A 17,301-nucleotide genomic window follows, 5' to 3' on the forward strand; every position below is an offset into this window, starting at 1 on the left:
TGGGTGGGGGTGGGGGGGGCGGGGGGGGGGGGGGGGGGGGGGCGCCCCGCGCCCCCCCCCCCCCCCGGCGCGCCCGGGCGCCCCCCCCCCCCCCCCCCCCCCCCCCCCCCCCCCCCGCCTCCTGCCCGTCACCTGCCGAGGATGCCCTGGGGCAGGAGCGACTGCGGGGAGGTGGCCGGGTGACCCACCTCCAGTGAGCCGAGGAGACTGTCCAGGAGCTGACCACCGGGAACGCCGGCGGACGGGCCGGGAGCGGGGGCCGCCTCGGCGACGGGAGCGGAGACCAGCACAGCGGCGGCCATGACGGAGACACAGGCGAGCTTCTTGATCATGTCCGTCCCAACGAACGGAGGCCCGGGGGGAAACGCTCACCGCGCACCGACTGGGCCAGTCGGGTTCAGCCCGGACCCGACGTCCCCGGACGCAGCGCGCCCGGCGTGCTCCGACGCCGTGTGTCCGACGTACCGGCGTACTCGGAGGTACCGGCGTACCCGGACGTACCGGCGTACCCGGACGTACCGGCGTACTCGGACGTGCCGAGTCTCCGGTCTTACCCGCCAGGTAATCGACCGTTCTCCACCGCCCCGGCAGGATCGGACGCGTCGACGGCGACTCCCGCCGACAACCGGATCACGCCAGCAAGGAGCACAGGATGCCCGCCACCCGTACCGCCCCCACGGGAGACCCGGTCGCCGAGGCCACCCGCTCGGTCGTCCGCGACTTCCTCGCCGCCCGCACGACCGGTGACACCGGGCGCCTGGCCGAGCTCTTCGCCGACGAGGTCGACTGGCTGCTCGCCGAGAACCCCGCCGTCCCCTGGATCCGTCCCCGCTCCACCGGAGCCGAAGCCGCCGCCCAGTTCACCGAGTTGTCGGAGCACGTCGTGCCCGAGGCGTCGCGAGCCGCCGTCGACACCTTCCTCGTCGACGGCGAGGACGCGGTCCTCATGGGGCGGTTGTCCGGGACCGTACGCGCGACGGGCAAGTCCTTCGAGGGCCCGTTCGCCCTGCGCCTGACGGTCGAGAACGGCAGGATCACCCGGCACCACCTGTACGAGAACAGCCTGTCCATCGCCGAGGCCTGCACACCGGACAGGTGAGGTGCGCGGCACGACCGGCCGCCCTCGTCACCGGCCTTGGGGAACATCGGTACAGCGGTTGGCGCTGAGAACGATCCTGTTCCGCACAGGGCTGGTCCGCCTGGCACCCGCTCTGCAAAGAGTCTCGCCAAGGTGCCCCCGGAAAGAGCCGCTACGCGATGATCTCGGCGACCAAAGTGCAGGCCGGCGGGGTCGTGCTCGCTTTCCGTACCGCCCGGGGTCAGCCGAGGCTGGTGCCTGCCTCTGGAGCCTTTCGGGCGTTGTTCCTGAGGTTGGCGAAGGGCAGCGCTCCGTGGACCTCTTTGAACTCGTCGATCAGGTCCTGCTCAGCCTCACCGGCCTCGTTCTCGGCCATCGGCCGCCAGGCGACGAGTAGCGCGTCCGAGTCGGCCAGCTGCCAGATGTAGCGACCGCCCCAGTGGCCGGCCAGGGTTCCGGCGCCATGGCGGCGGTAGTCGCCAAGCCGCTGCTTCAGTCCGTCCTGGCCCGCGGCCTTCCCGATGTACACGACCGTTGCCCCCTCCACCCAGGCATTGCTGAGCTTGTCGGCTGTCACGGACGGGTCGCGGCCTTTGAGGTGTCCGGCAGGGCTGGTGGGGAGGAACGACGGGGGCGAGGTGTCCGTGCGGATCACCACGTAGATTCCGTGCCCGGTGGGGACGTTGCTGTCGGGCAGTTCGCGGAACAAAACGAAGCCGCCGAAGCCTCGTTCGGTCAGGGTTTTCTGCGTCAGCTCTGGCGTCGGGCTCATGCACGGCATCGTGCCAGGCGCGTCTGACAGTCCTCGACGGCAGACTTCGTACCGCAGCCGAGCGGGGGGAGGTCAACGCGCTGTGAGTGATCGTAGGCCGCTGGGTCCTCCGCGGCGGCGGCGGGGTCCGAGGGTGGCGCCGCGAGGCCATCGGGCGTCTGGGGTGCAGGTTCCCGAAGGCCACCGAGGATCGTCCTCGAACGGCTCCTCCTCGGTGCCTTCCGGCTGCTCGCCGTGTCTTCCTTGCCCCCGAACGGCTTACCGTCTTGGGGGGAACCTTGATGGCGACGCCGTATCTGGTCACGAGCGGCGAAGGACAAGCAGGACCGCTTGTGTCCCTGAGGAACCAGGAGCCGCTGAACCCGCGTCTACCCGGTACTAGGCATTGAGAGGACACATGCCCCGTTCGCGTCCGCGTTTACGAATACGACGCCTGACACCTCGCCCGCCGCTCCGGCCGCAACCAGCTACGCCCCAGCCCGCACCAGCAACGCGGCTGAGCAGAGTGCTCCTCTCCTCCCGCGCCTGGTATCAGCGCACCGATTGGAGCAAACACACTGCCGTCGTCGCGGCCGCTGTCGCAGCTGCGGGTCTCGGGGTGACTGCGTGGGGCACGCTCATGTCTGCCCGTGTCGCGGAGGACCAGCTGGAGCAGTCGAAGGAGCAGCGAGTCGCGCACTCCATGGAGCAGGCCAGTCGTGTCACCTTCTGGCAGGAGCCTGGAGTCACCATCGTTGCGAACAGATCGCTGGACCCAGCGAACGTCTTTCTCGACCTCACAGGCCTCGGGGACAACGGGAGCATGATTACCGGTATTGAGTACTTGGGCACCGTACCGCCGTGTATCCGTCTGGCAGTGCCTGATGAAGAACTGCTGAAGCTCCTGGAATCGCGGGAGCCCAACGCCCCCGAGTCCAAGCGTGCGCATGTATCCAAGATCTACATTCAGGATTCCCGCGGCGAAACGTGGCAGCGCTCCAGCTACGGACGGCTCGAGCCGCAGGGGGAGGACGCCAGCGTCCGCATAGCACAGGGCATCGCCGCAATGACGAGGGTAATGGGCTACAAGGACGTGCTGCTGTCCCACCCTTCATTGAAGCGTGAAGCGCTGGATGCATGCGCCGAAGGAAGCTGACCATCGAGATCAAGATCGTTTCTGCACAATTGCGCAAGTGCTCCGTCACCCCGCAAGGCCCGCCGCGAGTACGAGAACCGCGTCACCACTCTCGGAACTCCGGCCTGACCAAGATCACCGGCTTAGTGTTAACCGCTGTACCCGGCCTTGGGGAACATTGGTACAGCCGTTGGCGCTGAGATTGATCATGATGTCTAGCTGCGGATCTCCGCGTTCGGGTGGGGCTGGGCCCGGAGTCGGTTGCGGAGGTCAATCTCCTCGGGGGTGAGCGTGTCTTCTGGACGGCGGATGCGGACGGGCTTGGGCCGCAGTGGCGGGCCGTCGTCCGCCGCGGCCTCTTCGGCTTCGGCCAGTGCCCGGTAGAGCGAGGCGACCGAGGGGTTTTTGCCTGCGTTCTTCCCGGTCTCAATGACCAGCTTCTTCGCGATCTCAGGGACGGGTACGCCCTTGTCCTTCAGCGCGACGGCGAAGGTGAGCATGTCGTCGTCGATGACCTTCGGCCGTCCGCCGTGGTTGCCCTTGGTCGCTGCGGTGACCTGGCCTTCGAGGGTCCTCTCCCGGATGTAGTTGCGTTCGATCTGTCCGGCGACGGCGAGCACGGCGAAGAACATGGCGCCCATGCCGTTGGGGTCGTAGATGCCGGTGAGCGGGCCGGTGAGGAGTTCGAGCTGGATGCCGCCGGCTTGGAGTTCGGCAGACAGCGTCATCAGCTCGGCGGCGTTGCGTGCGAGCCGCTTGAGCTCGTGGACGATGAAGATGACCGGCGTCTCGGGTGCGGCTTCCTTGAACTGGCGGGCCAGCGCAAGCGCCTTCTCCAACTCGGGCCGCACCCTGACGTGGGTGCCGATCTGCTCCTGGAAGACCTTGTGACACTCTGCGTGGTGGAGGGCGTCGAGCTGGCTCGCCAGCTCCTGGCGGGCAGTCGAGGTGCGGGCGTACCCGATCCTCACGGACCGCTCGGTGCGGGGCGCGGGCACGACGGCGAGCGCGGGGCCCCTGCTTCCACACGCGGCCGGGGAGGCGGACGCCGGGGGCGGGGATCTCCAGTTCCTCACGGAGCGCGGAGTGTGGTACTTCGCGGCGGTCTTCCCGCTCCGGGTGCGGCAGGCGCTTCCAGCGGGCGCGTCACAGTTCGGGCAGTCGTGACGCTCCACGCCAATGCTGCCTGATCGGGCGTGAGATCCATGGCGGCAGCCTCTCAGAAGTGCCTCGCACAACACGCCGGTTTCCAGAGGACTTTTGCGTACGGTGACCTGCGGAGATGCGATCACGCCGGGCCTCTCGCAGATCTCTCAGAGATGTTCATTTGTGAGAATGCCGAGAAGTCGAACGTGCAACCGATCGGCGCGCCTTGCCCGGCGCCGCGTCTCGGCGAAGACCGAACTGTGTGCTCAGGCGGGCTGACGGAGTGCGCTGACCAGTGCGCGCGGGTCGTCGGCATGGAAGCGGATGGTGTGGGCCTCTTCTGTTGCGCCGAGCGGGCGGGTGAAGGGGAGTGGCCGGTTCAGCTCCAGGGTCACCGAGGTTTGGCTGCCCACGATCAGGTCGAGGACCCCGTCCTCGGAGAGGGTGATGAGACCGCCCTCGGGATAGCGCCGGTCGACCCGGACCGAGGCGACCGCGTCCGGCGGTACAGCGAGGTCGAAGAGGGCTCCGTAGCGGATCCGCAGAGAACCGTCGGGGCGCACGACGTGCGGCCGGGTGACGCAGGCGGCGTGCAGGGCCAGCACAAGGACGACGCCGTACAGGTCGAGTACCAGGACCACCCGGTGGACTGCCGGCCAAGGGATGAGGAAGGCCAGGCCCACCGTCTCGATCACCATCACGAAGAGCAGCCCGTACATCATCGCGGTCTGGGGCCCGGTGTACGCGGCAGCGAGGTCCCCGGGGCGCACCCCGTGCGTGCCGCGCCGGATCCACCGCCCCAGGGAGGCGAGGGCGCGCAGTTCGTGGAGGACCAGGCGGCGGACCGTCACCGGCACTGCCTCCCGTACGGCGGCTCGCCGCGCCGCCCGGCGGTCCGCGCCGCGGGCGCGCGCGGCGACGTACAGAGAGCGCAGCACCCAGGCTTCCAGCAGGAGCACTGCGAGCACCAGCGTCTCGGCGCCCGCCAGCGCCCACCCGGGCGGCCGGACCCCCGCCACCAGGCAGGCCGCCAGTGCCAGTTCCCCCGGCAGTACGGCGGCTACCGCGATCCGCGCCTCCCGTACGCCCCTTGCCCGGCCGCTCATCCCCGACCCCTTCCCATGAAAGCCTCCATGAGTCGGCCCACGACTTCCGCCTGCGCTGGGGTGTACTCGGCGAGCAGCGCCTCCTTGAATCCGGTCACGACCACCCCGTCCTTGGGGATCGCGGCGAAAAGCTCCTCGGGGACGGCTGCCATCAGGTCAGCTGCCAGGGGTGCGATCCTCGGATCGTCGGTGGAGGCATCGGCGAGCGCGTCAAGGCGCTCGTACAGTTCGACAACCGCGGGATCGGCGATCAGCGTCCCGAGCAGCGCGAAAATCTCTTGGTTACCGGCGCTGGTGGCGTCCAGCAGTGTGAGGTACTCGCGGTCTTTGGCCTCGCTCGGCGAGTCTGTTCGGGAGGCCTGTGCCAGCAATGCGGCGAGGGCGGGTGAGACGGGCCCGGTCGCGCCCGGCGGCTCGGCGAGCAGGGCGCCGAGCCGGCAGCGGCGCTCCCTGATGTCGGCTTCCTGGCGGGCCAGGTCGGCGTCGAGTTCTTCCAACATCTCGGTCAGTTCGCGCCCGGCATCGTCGGCGAGGGCGTCGCGCACTTCATCGAGGCTGAGGCCGAGTTCGGTGAGCCGGCGCACCCGGGCGAGCAGGACGGCGTCGCGGACGCTGTAGGCCCGGTAGCCGTTGGGGCGCCGCTCCGGTTCCGGAAGCAGGCCGATGTGGTGGTAGTGCCGGATCGCCCGGGTGGTGAGTCCCATGAGCGCGGCGATCTCTCCGATTCGCATGCTGCCAGTAGAAACCCTGCCGTTGCGTCAAGGTCAAGGGGCGGAAGCATCGTCGGGCGCAAAGCGGTTCAAGCGCGTCTGCACACCGGCGTGGTACGGCCTCGCCAGCGCACGTATCTGGCCGGAGTCCGCTCCCGCTACCCCTCATCGTCCTCGTCGAGTTCCACTGTGTCCGGGTTGCGAAGCGGGCGTAGGGCGCCGTCTTCCGGGGTGGAGGCGGTGAAGCTTCAACGGCCCAGGACGTTGAGGTTGCGGTGCTTGAGTGGGGACAGGCGGGCGATGTCCTCGTCCCGGATCTTGTGGCCCTCGGCACGGAGCCGGGCGATGGCGGCGTCGATGTACCGGGTGGTCCAGAGCACCACGGCGTTGAGGACCAGGCCCAATGAGCCGAGCCGGTCCTCCATCCCGTCCCGGTACGCCTGGTGGATGGTTCCGCGCTTGCCGTGGCACACGTCGCGGGCCGGCTTGTGCCGGGCCTCCTGCACGGTGAGCTGGCGGTTCATCTGGCGGCGGTAGGTGTCGTCGACCGGGTCGACGACGCGGAGCACGTGCCCGGTCTTGGCGATCCGGCCGTACTCGGCGCATGCCAGCTGATGATGCTTCGTACGCCGCAGCGCGATCAGATCCCGGTCGACATCGTCCAGGAAGAAGAACCGCTCCAACTCGGGTCTCGTCGGCTCCTCGGCGAACTTCCCATACGCCTCGGCCTGATCATCAGTTAAGAACTCCACCGGCATGACGCGGACCGTAACCAGGCCCAACGCTGATCGGCGATCTTTCGGCGAACCTCAGTTCTGGGGATGATCGCTGTGCTAGCCGACCATGATCCTTCTCAGCGCCAACGGCTGTACCGATGTTCCCCAAGGCCGGTCACGGATCGGCGGTCCGTGACCGGCGGCATGACGGACCGCGTGACACCGCGGTCCTCACCGGCGTCGAGCGGGCCGTTCGCAGGTGACAACAGGCCACCGCCCAACGGCGACAGGCCACCCTCCAACGGCGACAGGCCACCGCCCAACGGCAGCAGGTCCTAGCCCGGCGGTGGCACGCCCGCCGTGCTCCGGCTGCCGTCGGAGCGAGCCGCCGAGCGTGCGGCGGGCCTACGACGACTCGCGCACCACCAGCTCCGTCGGCAGCGTCAACTGCTGCCGGGGCGCGCCGTGGTGCGTGATGTCGGTGAGGATGCGCGCCATGTTCCGGCCGAGTTCCTCCACCGGCTGACGCACCGTCGTCAGGGGCGGGTCGGTGTGGCGGGCCAGGATGGAGTCCTCGAAGCCGACGACGGCGACGTCGTCCGGCACCCGCCGCTTCTGCCGGCGCAGTTCGGCCAGCGCCCCGACCGCCATGAGGTCGGACGCGGCGAAGACGGCGTCCACGTCCGGCGCGCGTTCAAGAAGCAAACGCATGGCGTTCGCGCCGCCTTCTTCGGTGAAGTCGCCCGCCTCGACGAGGAGTTCCGCCGCGGGCAGCCCTGCCTCGTCGTGCGCGGCGCGCCAGCCGGCGAGCCTGGTGCGGCCGACGTCCATGTCCAGCGGGCCCGTGATGGTGGCGACCCGCCGCCGTCCGCTGCCCAGCAGGTGCCGTACCGCGGCGGCGGCCCCTCCGGCGTTGTCGGAGTTGACGTAGCTCAGCCGCTCGCCGGCGTCGCGGCGGCCGGCCAGGACGGTCGGCAGACCCATCTCCTCCAGCATGCCCGGCAGCCGGTCCTCGGAGTGCACCGAGACCAGCAGGACGCCGTCCACCCGGCGGGTCGCCACCGACTCGGTCAGCTGGTCCCGCTCGGCCTGGTCGCGGACGAGCATCAGCTGCAACTGGGTGCGGCTCTCGGCCAGGGCGCCGCTGACCCCGCGGATGAGCGCGGCGAAGAACGGCTCCGAGCCCAGGCGGCTCTCCGACTCCGGGATCACCAGCGCCACGGAGTTGGTGCGGTTGGTCACCAGGCCGCGGGCGACCGAGTTGGGAACGTAGTTGAGTTCCTTGATCGCCGCAAGCACCCTGGCGCGGGCGTCGGCACTGACCAGCTCCGAGCCGTTGACGACACGGGAGACCGTGGTGCGGCCCACGCCGGCCCGGGCGGCGACCGTTTTGATCGTTGGACGGCGGTTGCCGGTCATGTGCTCCCCCCTCGGCGGCCGCGGCGGCGACGCCTGCCGCGGAGGTGACCTGCGGCAATTCTTGCAGACCCCGCGGGCGGCGCAGCACCCCCCGACCGCGGGGGACGGGTCCGCCGGGCGGAGGGCCGACCGCAAGTTGCTTTCAAGTTATTGACAGATCGCTCCGTTCCCACGAGTCTTCGATGCGCCGGTGGGAACGTGCCCACCCGCAATTGGGCACGTTCCCAACCGTGTTCGAGCCGCTGTCTTTCATCGCTGTAGCCATCGCAGTAGTCATCGCAGCTTCGTCACTCCGATGTGTCAGCGCCGTCGCTAGGAGGAGATCCATGGGCACTCTCGGTTCGTTGCGCAGAAAGGCGGTGGCGACGGCCGCGGCCGTCGGCGCGCTGGCGCTCGTCGTCGGCTGCGGCGGCAGCGACGACTCGGCCACCGGAGGTGGCGAGAAGGACGGCAAGGTCACCATCACCATGGGCATGTACGGGGTGATGGGCATCAAGGAGACGGGCCTTCTCGAGCAGTACGAGAAGGAGAACCCCGACGTCGACATCAAGGCCGAGATCGCCGGTGACGAGCAGACCTACTACACCGCTCTGCAGACCCGGCTGGCCGCGGGCAAGGGCCTGAAGGACATCCAGGGCATCGAGATCGGCCGGGCCAAGGAGATCACCGAGACCCAGGCCGACAAGTTCGTGGACTTCGCCGACGTCGCGGGCACCGACCACTTCCTGCCCTGGAAGGAGTCCCAGATCAGCACCGAGGACGGCAAGGTGCTGGGCCTGGGCACCGACATCGGCCCGATGGCCGTCTGCTACCGCAAGGACTACTTCGAGAAGGCGGGCCTGCCCACCGACCGTGAAGAGGTCGCCAAGCTGTGGGAGGGCGACTGGAAGAAGTACGTCGAGGTCGGCCGCACCTTCAAGAAGGGCTTCAAGGGCGGGGACGTGGCCTACATGGACGCGGCCAGCGGTCTGTTCAACGCCATGGTCTACGGCTACCCCGAGCAGTACTACGACGACAAGGGCGAGCTGATCTACGACTCCAACCCGGCCGTCAAGGAGGCGTGGAACCTCTCCGCCGACGCGGCCGAGGACGGACTGACGGCCAAGCTCCGCCAGTTCCAGCCGGGTTGGGACCCGGGCCTGGCCAACGGCACCTTCGCCACGGCCGTGTGCCCGGCGTGGATGCTCAGCCACATCAGCGAGAAGGCCGGTGACGCGAACAAGGGCAAGTGGGACGTCGCCAAGGCCCCCAAGGGCGCCAACTGGGGCGGCTCCTTCCTCGGTGTGGTCGAGCAGAGCCCGGTGAAGGAAGAGGCCAAGAAGCTCGTCGCGTGGCTGACCGCGCCCGAGCAGCAGGCCCACATCTTCAAGGAGATCGGCAACATCCCGTCCTCGCGCGAGGCGCTGGACAGCCCCGAGGTGAAGAACGCCGAGTCCGAGTACTTCAGCGGCGCGCCGATCGGCCAGATCTTCGGGGCGGCCGCCCAGGAGATCCCGGACAAGCAGGTCCTCGGCCGCAAGGACGGCACGATCAAGGACACCTTCTCCCAGGGCCTGGCCCTGATCGAGCAGGGCGACGCCTCGCGTGACGAGGCGTGGAAGACCACCGGGGAGCGGATCGAGAAGGCGGTCGGCTGACTCTCGGCTCCCGAGGCCGGCCGGGCCCGTCCGCGTCCAGGCACAGGTCCTGGCCGGCGGGCCCGGCGCCTCGGGGGTGCCGTCCGGATCCTGCCGGGGTCGGACCCGCGCCGAGGCGTCACGTCGCGGCGCCGGCCCGATCCGGACGACACCCCCCAGCCCACACATCCGCTTTCAGGAAGGAAGACCGGTGGCCACCTCCACCACCAAGGCCCTGGCCGGGGGCGAGCCTCCGCGCCCGTCCCCCCGGACGGGCAGCGAGGACACCGCCCGGCGGCGCGGCGCGCTCTGGCACCGGCTCGACATCAAGGGCGCACCGTACGCGTTCGTCGCGCCGTTCTTCATCGTCTTCGCCGCGTTCAGCTTCTACCCCCTCGTCTACACCTCGTGGATCTCCCTGCACGACGTGGAGCTGGCCACCCTCGATGTCATGGAGTGGGTGGCGTTCGACAACTACGTGGAGCTGTGGGGCGACTCGCGGTTCTGGAACGCCCTGCAGAACACGATCACCATCGGCGTCATCTCCACCGTGCCGCAGCTGATGATGGCGCTCGGCATGGCGCACCTGCTCAACTACCGGATGCGCGCCTCGCTGTTCTTCCGGGTCGCCTCCCTGGTCCCCTACGCCACCTCGGTCGCCGCGGCCGCCCTCGTCTTCACCATGATCTTCGAGCGCGACTTCGGCATGATCAACTGGGCGCTCGGTTCGGTCGGGATCGACCCGGTCGACTGGGAGGCCGACAAGTGGCCCGCCCAGGTCGCCATCTCCACCATCGTGATCTGGCGCTGGACCGGCTACAACGCGCTGCTCTACCTGGCCGCGATGCAGGCCATCCCCGCCGACCGCTACGAGGCCGCTTCCCTCGACGGCGCCTCGCGGTGGCAGCAGTTCATCCACGTCACCGTGCCCGGCATCCGCTCCACCATCGTCTTCACCATCGTGCTCTCCACGATCGGCGCCACCCAGCTCTTCGGCGAGCCGCTGATCTTCGGCCAGGGGCCCAACGGCGTCACCGGCGGCGCGGACAACCAGTACCAGACACTGGGTCTGCTGCTGTACGAGGAGGGCTGGAAGAACTACCAGATGGGCCGCTCCGCGACCGTCGCCTGGGCGATGTTCATGCTGCTGGTCCTCGTCTTCGTCGTGCAGCGCGTCGTCAAGCGCCTGCGCTCCCGTACGTCCTGACCTGGAGCCGCCATGACCACCCAAAGTCTCCCGGCCCGGACCGACGCCCCGGCCCGGACCCCCGCCGTGAAGGCGAAAGGCCGCGGCGGCCGCAGGCTGCTGCGCCAGCGCGCCGGCCGCCAGCACCACGCCGGCCCCCTCGCCTACGTGCTGCTCGCCATCATGGCGATCCTCTCGATCTTCCCGCTGTACTGGACGATGGTGGCCGCGTCCACCGACAACACCCGGGTCAGCCAGACGCCGCCGCCCTTCCTGCCCGGCCCGAACCTGTTCAGCAACCTCGCCCGGGCCTGGGACGAGGCGGCGATGGGCAAGGCCATGATCAACAGCTTGATCGTGGCCGGGGTGATCGCCCTGTCCACCGTGCTGTTCGCGACGCTCGCCGGGTTCGCCTTCGCCAAGCTGCGCTTCAAGGGACGCAACGTCCTGCTCATGCTGGTGATCGGCACGATGATGGTGCCGCCGCAGCTCGCCGTCGTGCCGCTGTTCATGATGATGGCCGACCTCGGCTGGTCGCAGCAGCTGCCCGCCGTCATCTTCCCGACGCTGGTGAGCGCGGTCGGCGTGTTCTTCATGCGGCAGTACCTGACGGAGGCGCTGCCGGACGAACTCGTCGAGGCCGGACGGGTGGACGGGGCGCACTCGCTCAGGATCTTCTGGAGCATCGTGCTGCCCATCGCGCGGCCCGCGATGGCCGTCCTGTTCATGATCACGTTCGTGCACGCGTGGAACGACTTCTTCTGGCCCTTCGTCGTCCTCGACATGACCAACCCGACGGTGCCCGTAGCGCTCACCCAGCTCAGCGCGGGCTACGTCCGCGACCAGTCGCTGATCATGGCGGGCGCGCTGCTCGGCACGCTGCCACTGCTGGCGATGTTCGTCGTCTTCGGCCGCCAGATCGTCAGCGGCATCATGGCGGGCGCCGTCAAGGGCTGACCCACCGCCCTACGGCCCGGTCCCGCGCCGTCCGGGCCGTACGCCACCTCTTCGGGCGCGCGCCCCGCGCACATCTCCACCTCTGAAAGGACTTACGTGGTCACCGCAGCACAGCAGACCGCGTCCGCCGCCCCGGACGCCGCCCGTACCTTCCCCAAGGGATTCCTCTGGGGCTCCGCGACCGCCTCCTACCAGATCGAGGGGGCCGCCGCGGAGGACGGCCGCACGCCGTCCATCTGGGACACCTACGCCCGCACCCCGGGCCGGGTCCGCAACGGCGACACCGGTGACGTCGCCACCGACCACTACCACCGCCGCAGCGAGGACGTCGCCCTGATGTCCGAACTGGGCCTCGGCGCCTACCGCTTCTCCCTCGCCTGGCCCCGCATCCAGCCGACCGGCCGCGGGCCCGCCGTGCAGAAGGGCCTGGACTTCTACCGGCGCCTGGTGGACGAGCTGCTGGAGAAGGGCATCCAGCCCGTCGCCACCCTCTACCACTGGGACCTGCCGCAGGAACTGGAGGACGCCGGCGGCTGGCCCGAGCGCGCCACGGCCGAGCGGTTCGCCGAGTACGCGGCCCTCGCCGCCGACGCCCTCGGCGACCGGGTGAAGACCTGGACCACCCTCAACGAGCCCTGGTGCAGCGCCTTCCTCGGCTACGGCTCCGGGGTGCACGCCCCCGGCCGCACCGACCCGGTCGCCGCCCTGCGCGCCGCCCACCACCTCAACCTGGCGCACGGACTGGCCGCCCAGGCCCTGCGCGACCGCCTCCGCGCCGACGCCCAGGTCTCCGTCACCCTCAACATCCACCACGTCCGCCCCCTCACCGGGAGCGACGGCGACACGGACGCGGTCCGCCGGATCGACGCGCTGGCCAACCGGGTCTTCACCGGCCCCATGCTGAACGGTGCCTACCCCGAGGACCTGTTGAAGGACACGGCCGAGCTGACCGACTGGTCCTTCGTCCGGGACGGCGACCTGCGCCAGGCGCACCAGCCGCTGGACTTCCTCGGCGTCAACTACTACACACCCACCGTCGTCTCCGAGACCGACGGCAGCGCCACCCACAGCTCCGACGGGCACGGCAACAGTGCCCACAGCCCCTGGCCCGGCGCCGACCGGGTCGCCTTCCACCAGCCGCCCGGCGAGACCACCGCCATGGGCTGGGCCGTCGACCCGAGCGGTCTGTACGACCTGCTGCGCCGGCTGGCCGCCGACTTCCCGAGGATGCCGCTGGTCATCACCGAGAACGGTGCCGCCTTCGACGACTACGCCGACCCTGCCGGCCAGGTCAACGACCCCGCCCGGATCGCCTACGTGCGCGGCCACCTGGCCGCCGTCCACCAGGCCATCCTGGACGGCGCCGACGTGCGCGGCTACTTCCTGTGGTCCCTGCTGGACAACTTCGAATGGGCCCACGGCTACAGCAAGCGCTTCGGTGCCGTCTACGTCGACTACCCGACCGGCACCCGCATCCCCAAGGCCAGCGCCCGCTGGTACTCCGGGGTCGCCCGCACCGGCGTCCTGCCCGGCGCCTGACCACCGGTCGCCCCGTCCCGCACCACACCGGCGCGGGACGGGGCGTACGGGCAGCCGCCGGCCCGTCAGTCGAACGGCGCGAGGGTGAGGCGGGCCTCGGCCGGGTTGCCGTCGTGCACCAGCGACTCGTGGTTGCCGACGTCGTCGAAGGCGAACGCGTACGCCTTGCCGTCGGTCATGCGCTCGTGGATGACCCGGGCGTAGTGGTTGGTCACCGCGTCCCGGTAGAAGTTCGCCGCCGAGGGGTCGGGCTGGTTGGGGTTGCTCAGCAGCGTGGAGCGGTTGAACCCGGCGCACAGGGTACGGGAGATCGGCCCGCGCACCTGGTCGTTGGGTGCGTCCAGGAGCCGGTGGCAGCCGAAGACGCTGGAGGCGTCGGGCTTCTGGAAGCTGGTGACGACCGCACCGGAGCCGTTGGTGAAGTTCATGACGTTGCCGGAGACGCGCCCGAAGTACTTGGTGTCCGGCCGGTCACCGAAGGGGGTGACGGTGAGCGTCGCCGACGCGTACCTCTGCCAGACCCGGTTGATGTAGTCGTCCATGACCGACGCGGGCAGCGCCCCGGTCTCCACCCCGTACAGCGGCGCCAGTGCCCGCAGCACGGTGCCGTCGGGCCGGGTCTGGACCAGCCCGCCCCAGCCCGGCTGCGCCCGCAGCGCGTCGAACACCCCGCGGTAGCCACCGGCCTTGAGCGCTCCGGCACTGGCCGTGCTGCCGTCGGCGCGTTGCACGCCGACGGTGTAGGGCGCGGAGAACATGTCGACCTGGGTGCTGTTGAGCCACAGCCCGTCGTTGTTGAGCGTGTACTCCGACCAGTTGAAGAGGATGTTGCGGTTGGGGTCGCTCGGGTTCTGGACGGCGGGCTGGACCAGACCGCCGGTGGTGAGGCGGAAGTCCAGCTTCTGCCCGTAGGAGAAGTAGATGCGCCCCGACAGCTTCGGGATGCGGATGGTCTTGGTCTGTCCCGCGGCCGGCCCGGGGATGGACGCGTCCGGAGCGGGCGTGGGGGGATTGCCGCCCGCGGGCCAGGCGTGGAAGGTGCCGTTGGCGTCGGCCCAGCCCTGCTGGCCGGTCGTCAGCGAGGTGCCCAGGTTGTAGATGTGGACGGCGTCGCCGCGTGCGGAGTTGTTGGTGATCTTCAGGGGGATGGTCGCGGGCACCGCGGCGTCCGCGGGCGGGGCGGCGCCGAGCGTGAGCAGGGCGCCGGTCAGGCCCGCGGCCGCGGCCACGGCGAGCAGACGACATCTGAGTCGGGAGAGCACTCTCCACCTCCGTGCGGGTGGGGGGAATTGGTCCGTACCGATCCTGAGAGCGCTCTCAGCGTTGCGCTGGGATGCGTTCATGTCAATGCATCCGGCGCATGACACGGTCTCCCGGGCTCCGTCTTCGCACCCGCCCGGCACCGGCGGGCACTCAGCATCCGTCCGGCGGGCGCGCACCGGCACCCGTCCGGTGAGGGCGTGCATCAGCTCCCGGGGCGGCCGACCGGGGCGCGGGACAGCGAGGTGCGAGGAGGCCGGAGTTCAGCCGGTCACCGTGTAGTGCCGGACCGCTCGCGCGCCCCGCCGTTCGGTGCCGGGCCACAGGCAGTCCAGGACCGAGGCGGACGGCGGGAAGAGCGCGGACGGCACCGCCTCGCGGGCGAACCACTCCCAGCGCTCGATCTTGTCGGGCTCGGTGACCCGGGGCGCGCCGGCCGCGCGCCGGGTGACGGCGGCGGCCGTCACCCGGGTCAGCCCGCCCACCCCGTCGACGAGCACGGCCAGCACCCGCACCTCCGACGAGGCCGCCACCAGCCCCGTCTCCTCCGCCAGCTCCCGGACGGCGGCCGTCTCGAAGTCCTCGCCGGCGTCGACCTTGCCGCCGGGCAGTTCCCAGCGCCCGTCGTGACCGAGGCCGAGCAGGACCCGGCCGTCACCGTCGAGCACGGCGAGACCGACGCCGGTGAGACTCTGCGCCGCGGGGCGGGCACGTTCGGGGCGCTCGGCGCGCGGTACGGAATCGCTCATCGGGTCATTCCACACCCGGGCGGCGGCCGGCGGCCACCGGGGGCAGCAGGGCGGCGGCGTCGTGGAACTCCCGGCGCAGGGCGACGATCCCGTCGCCCGTCCTGTCCGGGTGCACCCGGTTGGTGAGCAGCACGGCGTAGCGCCGCGTGGCAGGGTCGACCCAGAGGCTGGTGCCGGTGAAGCCCGTGTGGCCGTACGAGTCCGGGCCGAACACCTCTCCGGCGGGGGAGCCGACCGGATCGCGGCCCTGCCAGGCGAGAGCGCGCCGCAACGCCAGGCCGTCGGTGTGGGCGGCCGTCATCAGGGCGAAGGTGGAAGGGCTCAGCAGGTCCCGGCCGCCGGCGGCGAGCGCGGCGCCGAGCAACTCCATGTCCGCGAGCGTGGAGAACAGGCCCGCGTGGCCGCCGACCCCGCCGAGCACCACCGCGTTCTCGTCGTGGACCTCGCCCACGACCCGGCGGCCCCGCCAGGGACAGTCCTCGGTGGCGACCGCCCGCGCCCGGCGTCCGGCGTCCGGCCCGAAGACGGTGTCGCGCATGCCGAGCGGCGTGCACACCAGCCGCTCCACCAGGGTGTCCAGGGGCTGTCCGGAGGCGGCCTCGGCGACGAGGCCGAGGACGATGAACCCCTGCGAGGAGTACTGGACACGGGTGCCGGGCCGCGCGGTCAGCGGCAGCAGACGCACCGCCTCCAGCAGCGAGGCACGCGTGGGGTGGTCGCGGTAGAGCGGCACCTGCCCCGGTATTCCCGAGGTGTGCGTCAGCAGTTGACGCACCGTCAGGTCGGCCTTGTCGCCGTCGCGGTAGGCGGGAAGGTGGGTGCCCACGGTGTCGTCCAGGCCGAGCGTCCCGTGTTCGACGAGTGCCATGACCGCGAGTCCGACGATCGGTTTGGTCACCGAGGCGAGGTCCCACACGTCGTCGCCGTCCAGGGGCGGTCCGTCCCAGCCGCGGCTGCCGGTCCAGCCCCGGTCCAGCGGACCCTCGGCGCCCCCGACCGACCAGGCGGCGCCGGAGTAGATCCGCCGTTCCCGTCCCTCGGCGAGCAGTCCGGCCAGGGCGCTCACGCCTCCTCACCGCTCCCGGCCGTGCCCACCGGGCCCAGCAGGGGGGTGCGCGCGCCGAGTCCCGCGGACACGGTGCGTGCGGCGGCCCGCACCATCGGGCCGAAGACCTCCACGCTGCCGGGGTCGAGGGTGAAGGTCAGTCCGCTGACGCCGATCGCCCCCACCGCCCTGCCCTGCCCGTCCAGGACGGGGGCCGCCACCGACCGCACGTCCGGCTCGCCGTACTCGTCGTCCACGGCGTAACCGCACGACGCCGCCCGGGCGAGCACCGTGCGCAGCGCGGCGGCGTCGGTGAGGGCGCCCGGGGTGCGCGCCTCCAGGTCCGGAGCGTCCAGGACCGCCGCCGCCTCCTCGGCGGGCAGCGCGGAGAGCATGGCGAGCCCCACGCCGCAGGCGTACAGCGGCGAACGGTGCCCCGGCCGGATGCTCATCCGGTACTCGCGGGCCGGCTCCGACTGTTCCAGGTACACGGCCTCATGCCCGTGACGCACCGCGTAGAACGCGACATGGCCGGTGCGCCGGCGCAGGTCGGCGAGGGCCGGCCGGGCCAGCTCCAGGACCCGGCTGTCGCTCAGGGCCGCCGCCGCCAGGCCCAGCAGCCGGGGCCCCGGACGGTAGCTGCCGCCCTCGGCGGGCTCCGCGAAGCCGTACTCCGCCATGGTCCGCAGATGCCGGTGGACGGTGGGCTTGGTCAGACCCGTACGGCGTGCGATCTCCCCCAGCCGGTGGGGGCCGCAGGGCTGGACGAGCGCATCGAGTACCTCCATCGCCTTGTCGACGGGGCCCTTCACGAGTTCCTGGTCGACCGACCGGGTGTTGACCGCTTTCACCATGTCGCTTAGCTTAACCCAACCGCATTCCATCTGA

General features: G+C 70.6%; 16 protein-coding genes and 1 pseudogene. 6 read left to right on the forward strand and 11 right to left on the reverse strand.

Annotated elements, in window-relative coordinates; genetic code table 11:
- Positions 1–128: 128 nt before the first annotated feature.
- Entirely contained in the window at positions 129–332 is a 204-nt protein-coding gene (locus ACIBCJ_RS31315; protein ID WP_362107497.1) for a hypothetical protein, read from the reverse strand.
- A 320-nt stretch (positions 333–652) separates the two neighbouring features.
- Between ACIBCJ_RS31315 and ACIBCJ_RS31320 the strand changes: the two genes are divergently transcribed.
- Positions 653–1,099 (forward strand): nuclear transport factor 2 family protein, encoded by a 447-nt coding sequence (locus ACIBCJ_RS31320; RefSeq protein WP_365981306.1) that lies wholly within the window; start codon positions 653–655, stop codon positions 1,097–1,099.
- Between the two features lie 220 nt (positions 1,100–1,319).
- Here the strand turns inward: ACIBCJ_RS31320 and ACIBCJ_RS31325 are convergent, their stop codons facing one another.
- Entirely contained in the window at positions 1,320–1,850 is a 531-nt protein-coding gene (locus ACIBCJ_RS31325) for a hypothetical protein (protein ID WP_365981304.1), read from the reverse strand.
- Positions 1,851–2,469: 619 nt separating this feature from the next.
- On the opposite strand from ACIBCJ_RS31325, the gene ACIBCJ_RS31330 reads away from it, so the two are divergent.
- Complete coding sequence (locus tag ACIBCJ_RS31330) at positions 2,470–2,985, forward strand: hypothetical protein (protein WP_365981303.1); 516 nt, start codon at positions 2,470–2,472, stop codon at positions 2,983–2,985.
- A gap of 194 nt (positions 2,986–3,179) precedes the next feature.
- Here ACIBCJ_RS31330 and ACIBCJ_RS31335 read toward each other — a convergent pair whose 3' ends face one another.
- The 5 genes and pseudogenes from ACIBCJ_RS31335 to ACIBCJ_RS31355 all read right to left on the reverse strand — a co-directional run bounded on the left by ACIBCJ_RS31335 (position 3,180) and on the right by ACIBCJ_RS31355 (position 8,061).
- A complete protein-coding gene (locus tag ACIBCJ_RS31335) occupies positions 3,180–3,935 on the reverse strand; it encodes a recombinase family protein (protein WP_365981302.1) in 756 nt (251 codons plus the stop codon).
- A 441-nt stretch (positions 3,936–4,376) separates the two neighbouring features.
- Positions 4,377–5,216, reverse strand: coding sequence for a hypothetical protein (locus tag ACIBCJ_RS31340; protein WP_365981301.1), 840 nt, complete (start codon positions 5,214–5,216; stop codon positions 4,377–4,379).
- The gene (locus tag ACIBCJ_RS31345; RefSeq protein ID WP_362107482.1) at positions 5,213–5,947 is read right to left on the reverse strand and encodes a MerR family transcriptional regulator; all 735 of its coding nucleotides are present in this window, start codon (positions 5,945–5,947) and stop codon (positions 5,213–5,215) included. Before ACIBCJ_RS31345 ends, ACIBCJ_RS31340 begins: the two co-directional genes overlap by 4 nt.
- Before the next feature lie 230 nt (positions 5,948–6,177).
- Positions 6,178–6,684, reverse strand: a pseudogene (locus tag ACIBCJ_RS31350) (Tn3 family transposase); the annotation flags it as partial.
- A 363-nt stretch (positions 6,685–7,047) separates the two neighbouring features.
- Positions 7,048–8,061, reverse strand: coding sequence for a LacI family DNA-binding transcriptional regulator (locus ACIBCJ_RS31355; RefSeq protein WP_362107458.1), 1,014 nt, complete (start codon positions 8,059–8,061; stop codon positions 7,048–7,050).
- Positions 8,062–8,387: 326 nt separating this feature from the next.
- On the opposite strand from ACIBCJ_RS31355, the gene ACIBCJ_RS31360 reads away from it, so the two are divergent.
- The 4 genes from ACIBCJ_RS31360 (at position 8,388) to ACIBCJ_RS31375 (ending at position 13,359) form a co-directional block, all read left to right on the forward strand.
- Positions 8,388–9,698 (forward strand): extracellular solute-binding protein, encoded by a 1,311-nt coding sequence (locus ACIBCJ_RS31360; protein WP_362107455.1) that lies wholly within the window; start codon positions 8,388–8,390, stop codon positions 9,696–9,698.
- Positions 9,699–9,888: 190 nt separating this feature from the next.
- Complete coding sequence (locus ACIBCJ_RS31365; RefSeq protein WP_362107452.1) at positions 9,889–10,884, forward strand: sugar ABC transporter permease; 996 nt, start codon at positions 9,889–9,891, stop codon at positions 10,882–10,884.
- A 12-nt stretch (positions 10,885–10,896) separates the two neighbouring features.
- Positions 10,897–11,820, forward strand: a complete 924-nt coding sequence (locus ACIBCJ_RS31370; protein ID WP_133890807.1) for a carbohydrate ABC transporter permease — start codon at positions 10,897–10,899, stop codon at positions 11,818–11,820.
- A gap of 96 nt (positions 11,821–11,916) precedes the next feature.
- Complete coding sequence (locus tag ACIBCJ_RS31375; protein WP_365981300.1) at positions 11,917–13,359, forward strand: GH1 family beta-glucosidase; 1,443 nt, start codon at positions 11,917–11,919, stop codon at positions 13,357–13,359.
- A gap of 65 nt (positions 13,360–13,424) precedes the next feature.
- On the opposite strand, the gene ACIBCJ_RS31380 is transcribed toward ACIBCJ_RS31375, so the two are convergent.
- From ACIBCJ_RS31380 to ACIBCJ_RS31395, 4 genes are all read right to left on the reverse strand, one after another.
- Positions 13,425–14,621, reverse strand: coding sequence for a glycoside hydrolase family 64 protein (locus ACIBCJ_RS31380; RefSeq protein WP_365981299.1), 1,197 nt, complete (start codon positions 14,619–14,621; stop codon positions 13,425–13,427).
- 261 nt (positions 14,622–14,882) lie between these two features.
- Positions 14,883–15,368, reverse strand: a complete 486-nt coding sequence (locus ACIBCJ_RS31385; protein ID WP_362107442.1) for an NUDIX domain-containing protein — start codon at positions 15,366–15,368, stop codon at positions 14,883–14,885.
- A 4-nt stretch (positions 15,369–15,372) separates the two neighbouring features.
- Positions 15,373–16,434 (reverse strand): serine hydrolase domain-containing protein, encoded by a 1,062-nt coding sequence (locus ACIBCJ_RS31390; RefSeq protein ID WP_362512979.1) that lies wholly within the window; start codon positions 16,432–16,434, stop codon positions 15,373–15,375.
- Complete coding sequence (locus ACIBCJ_RS31395; protein ID WP_365981297.1) at positions 16,431–17,267, reverse strand: IclR family transcriptional regulator; 837 nt, start codon at positions 17,265–17,267, stop codon at positions 16,431–16,433. Before ACIBCJ_RS31395 ends, ACIBCJ_RS31390 begins: the two co-directional genes overlap by 4 nt.
- Positions 17,268–17,301 lie beyond the last annotated feature (34 nt).

The sequence above is a fragment of the Streptomyces sp. NPDC051136 genome (assembly GCF_044455745.1).
GTDB lineage: Bacteria > Actinomycetota > Actinomycetes > Streptomycetales > Streptomycetaceae > Streptomyces.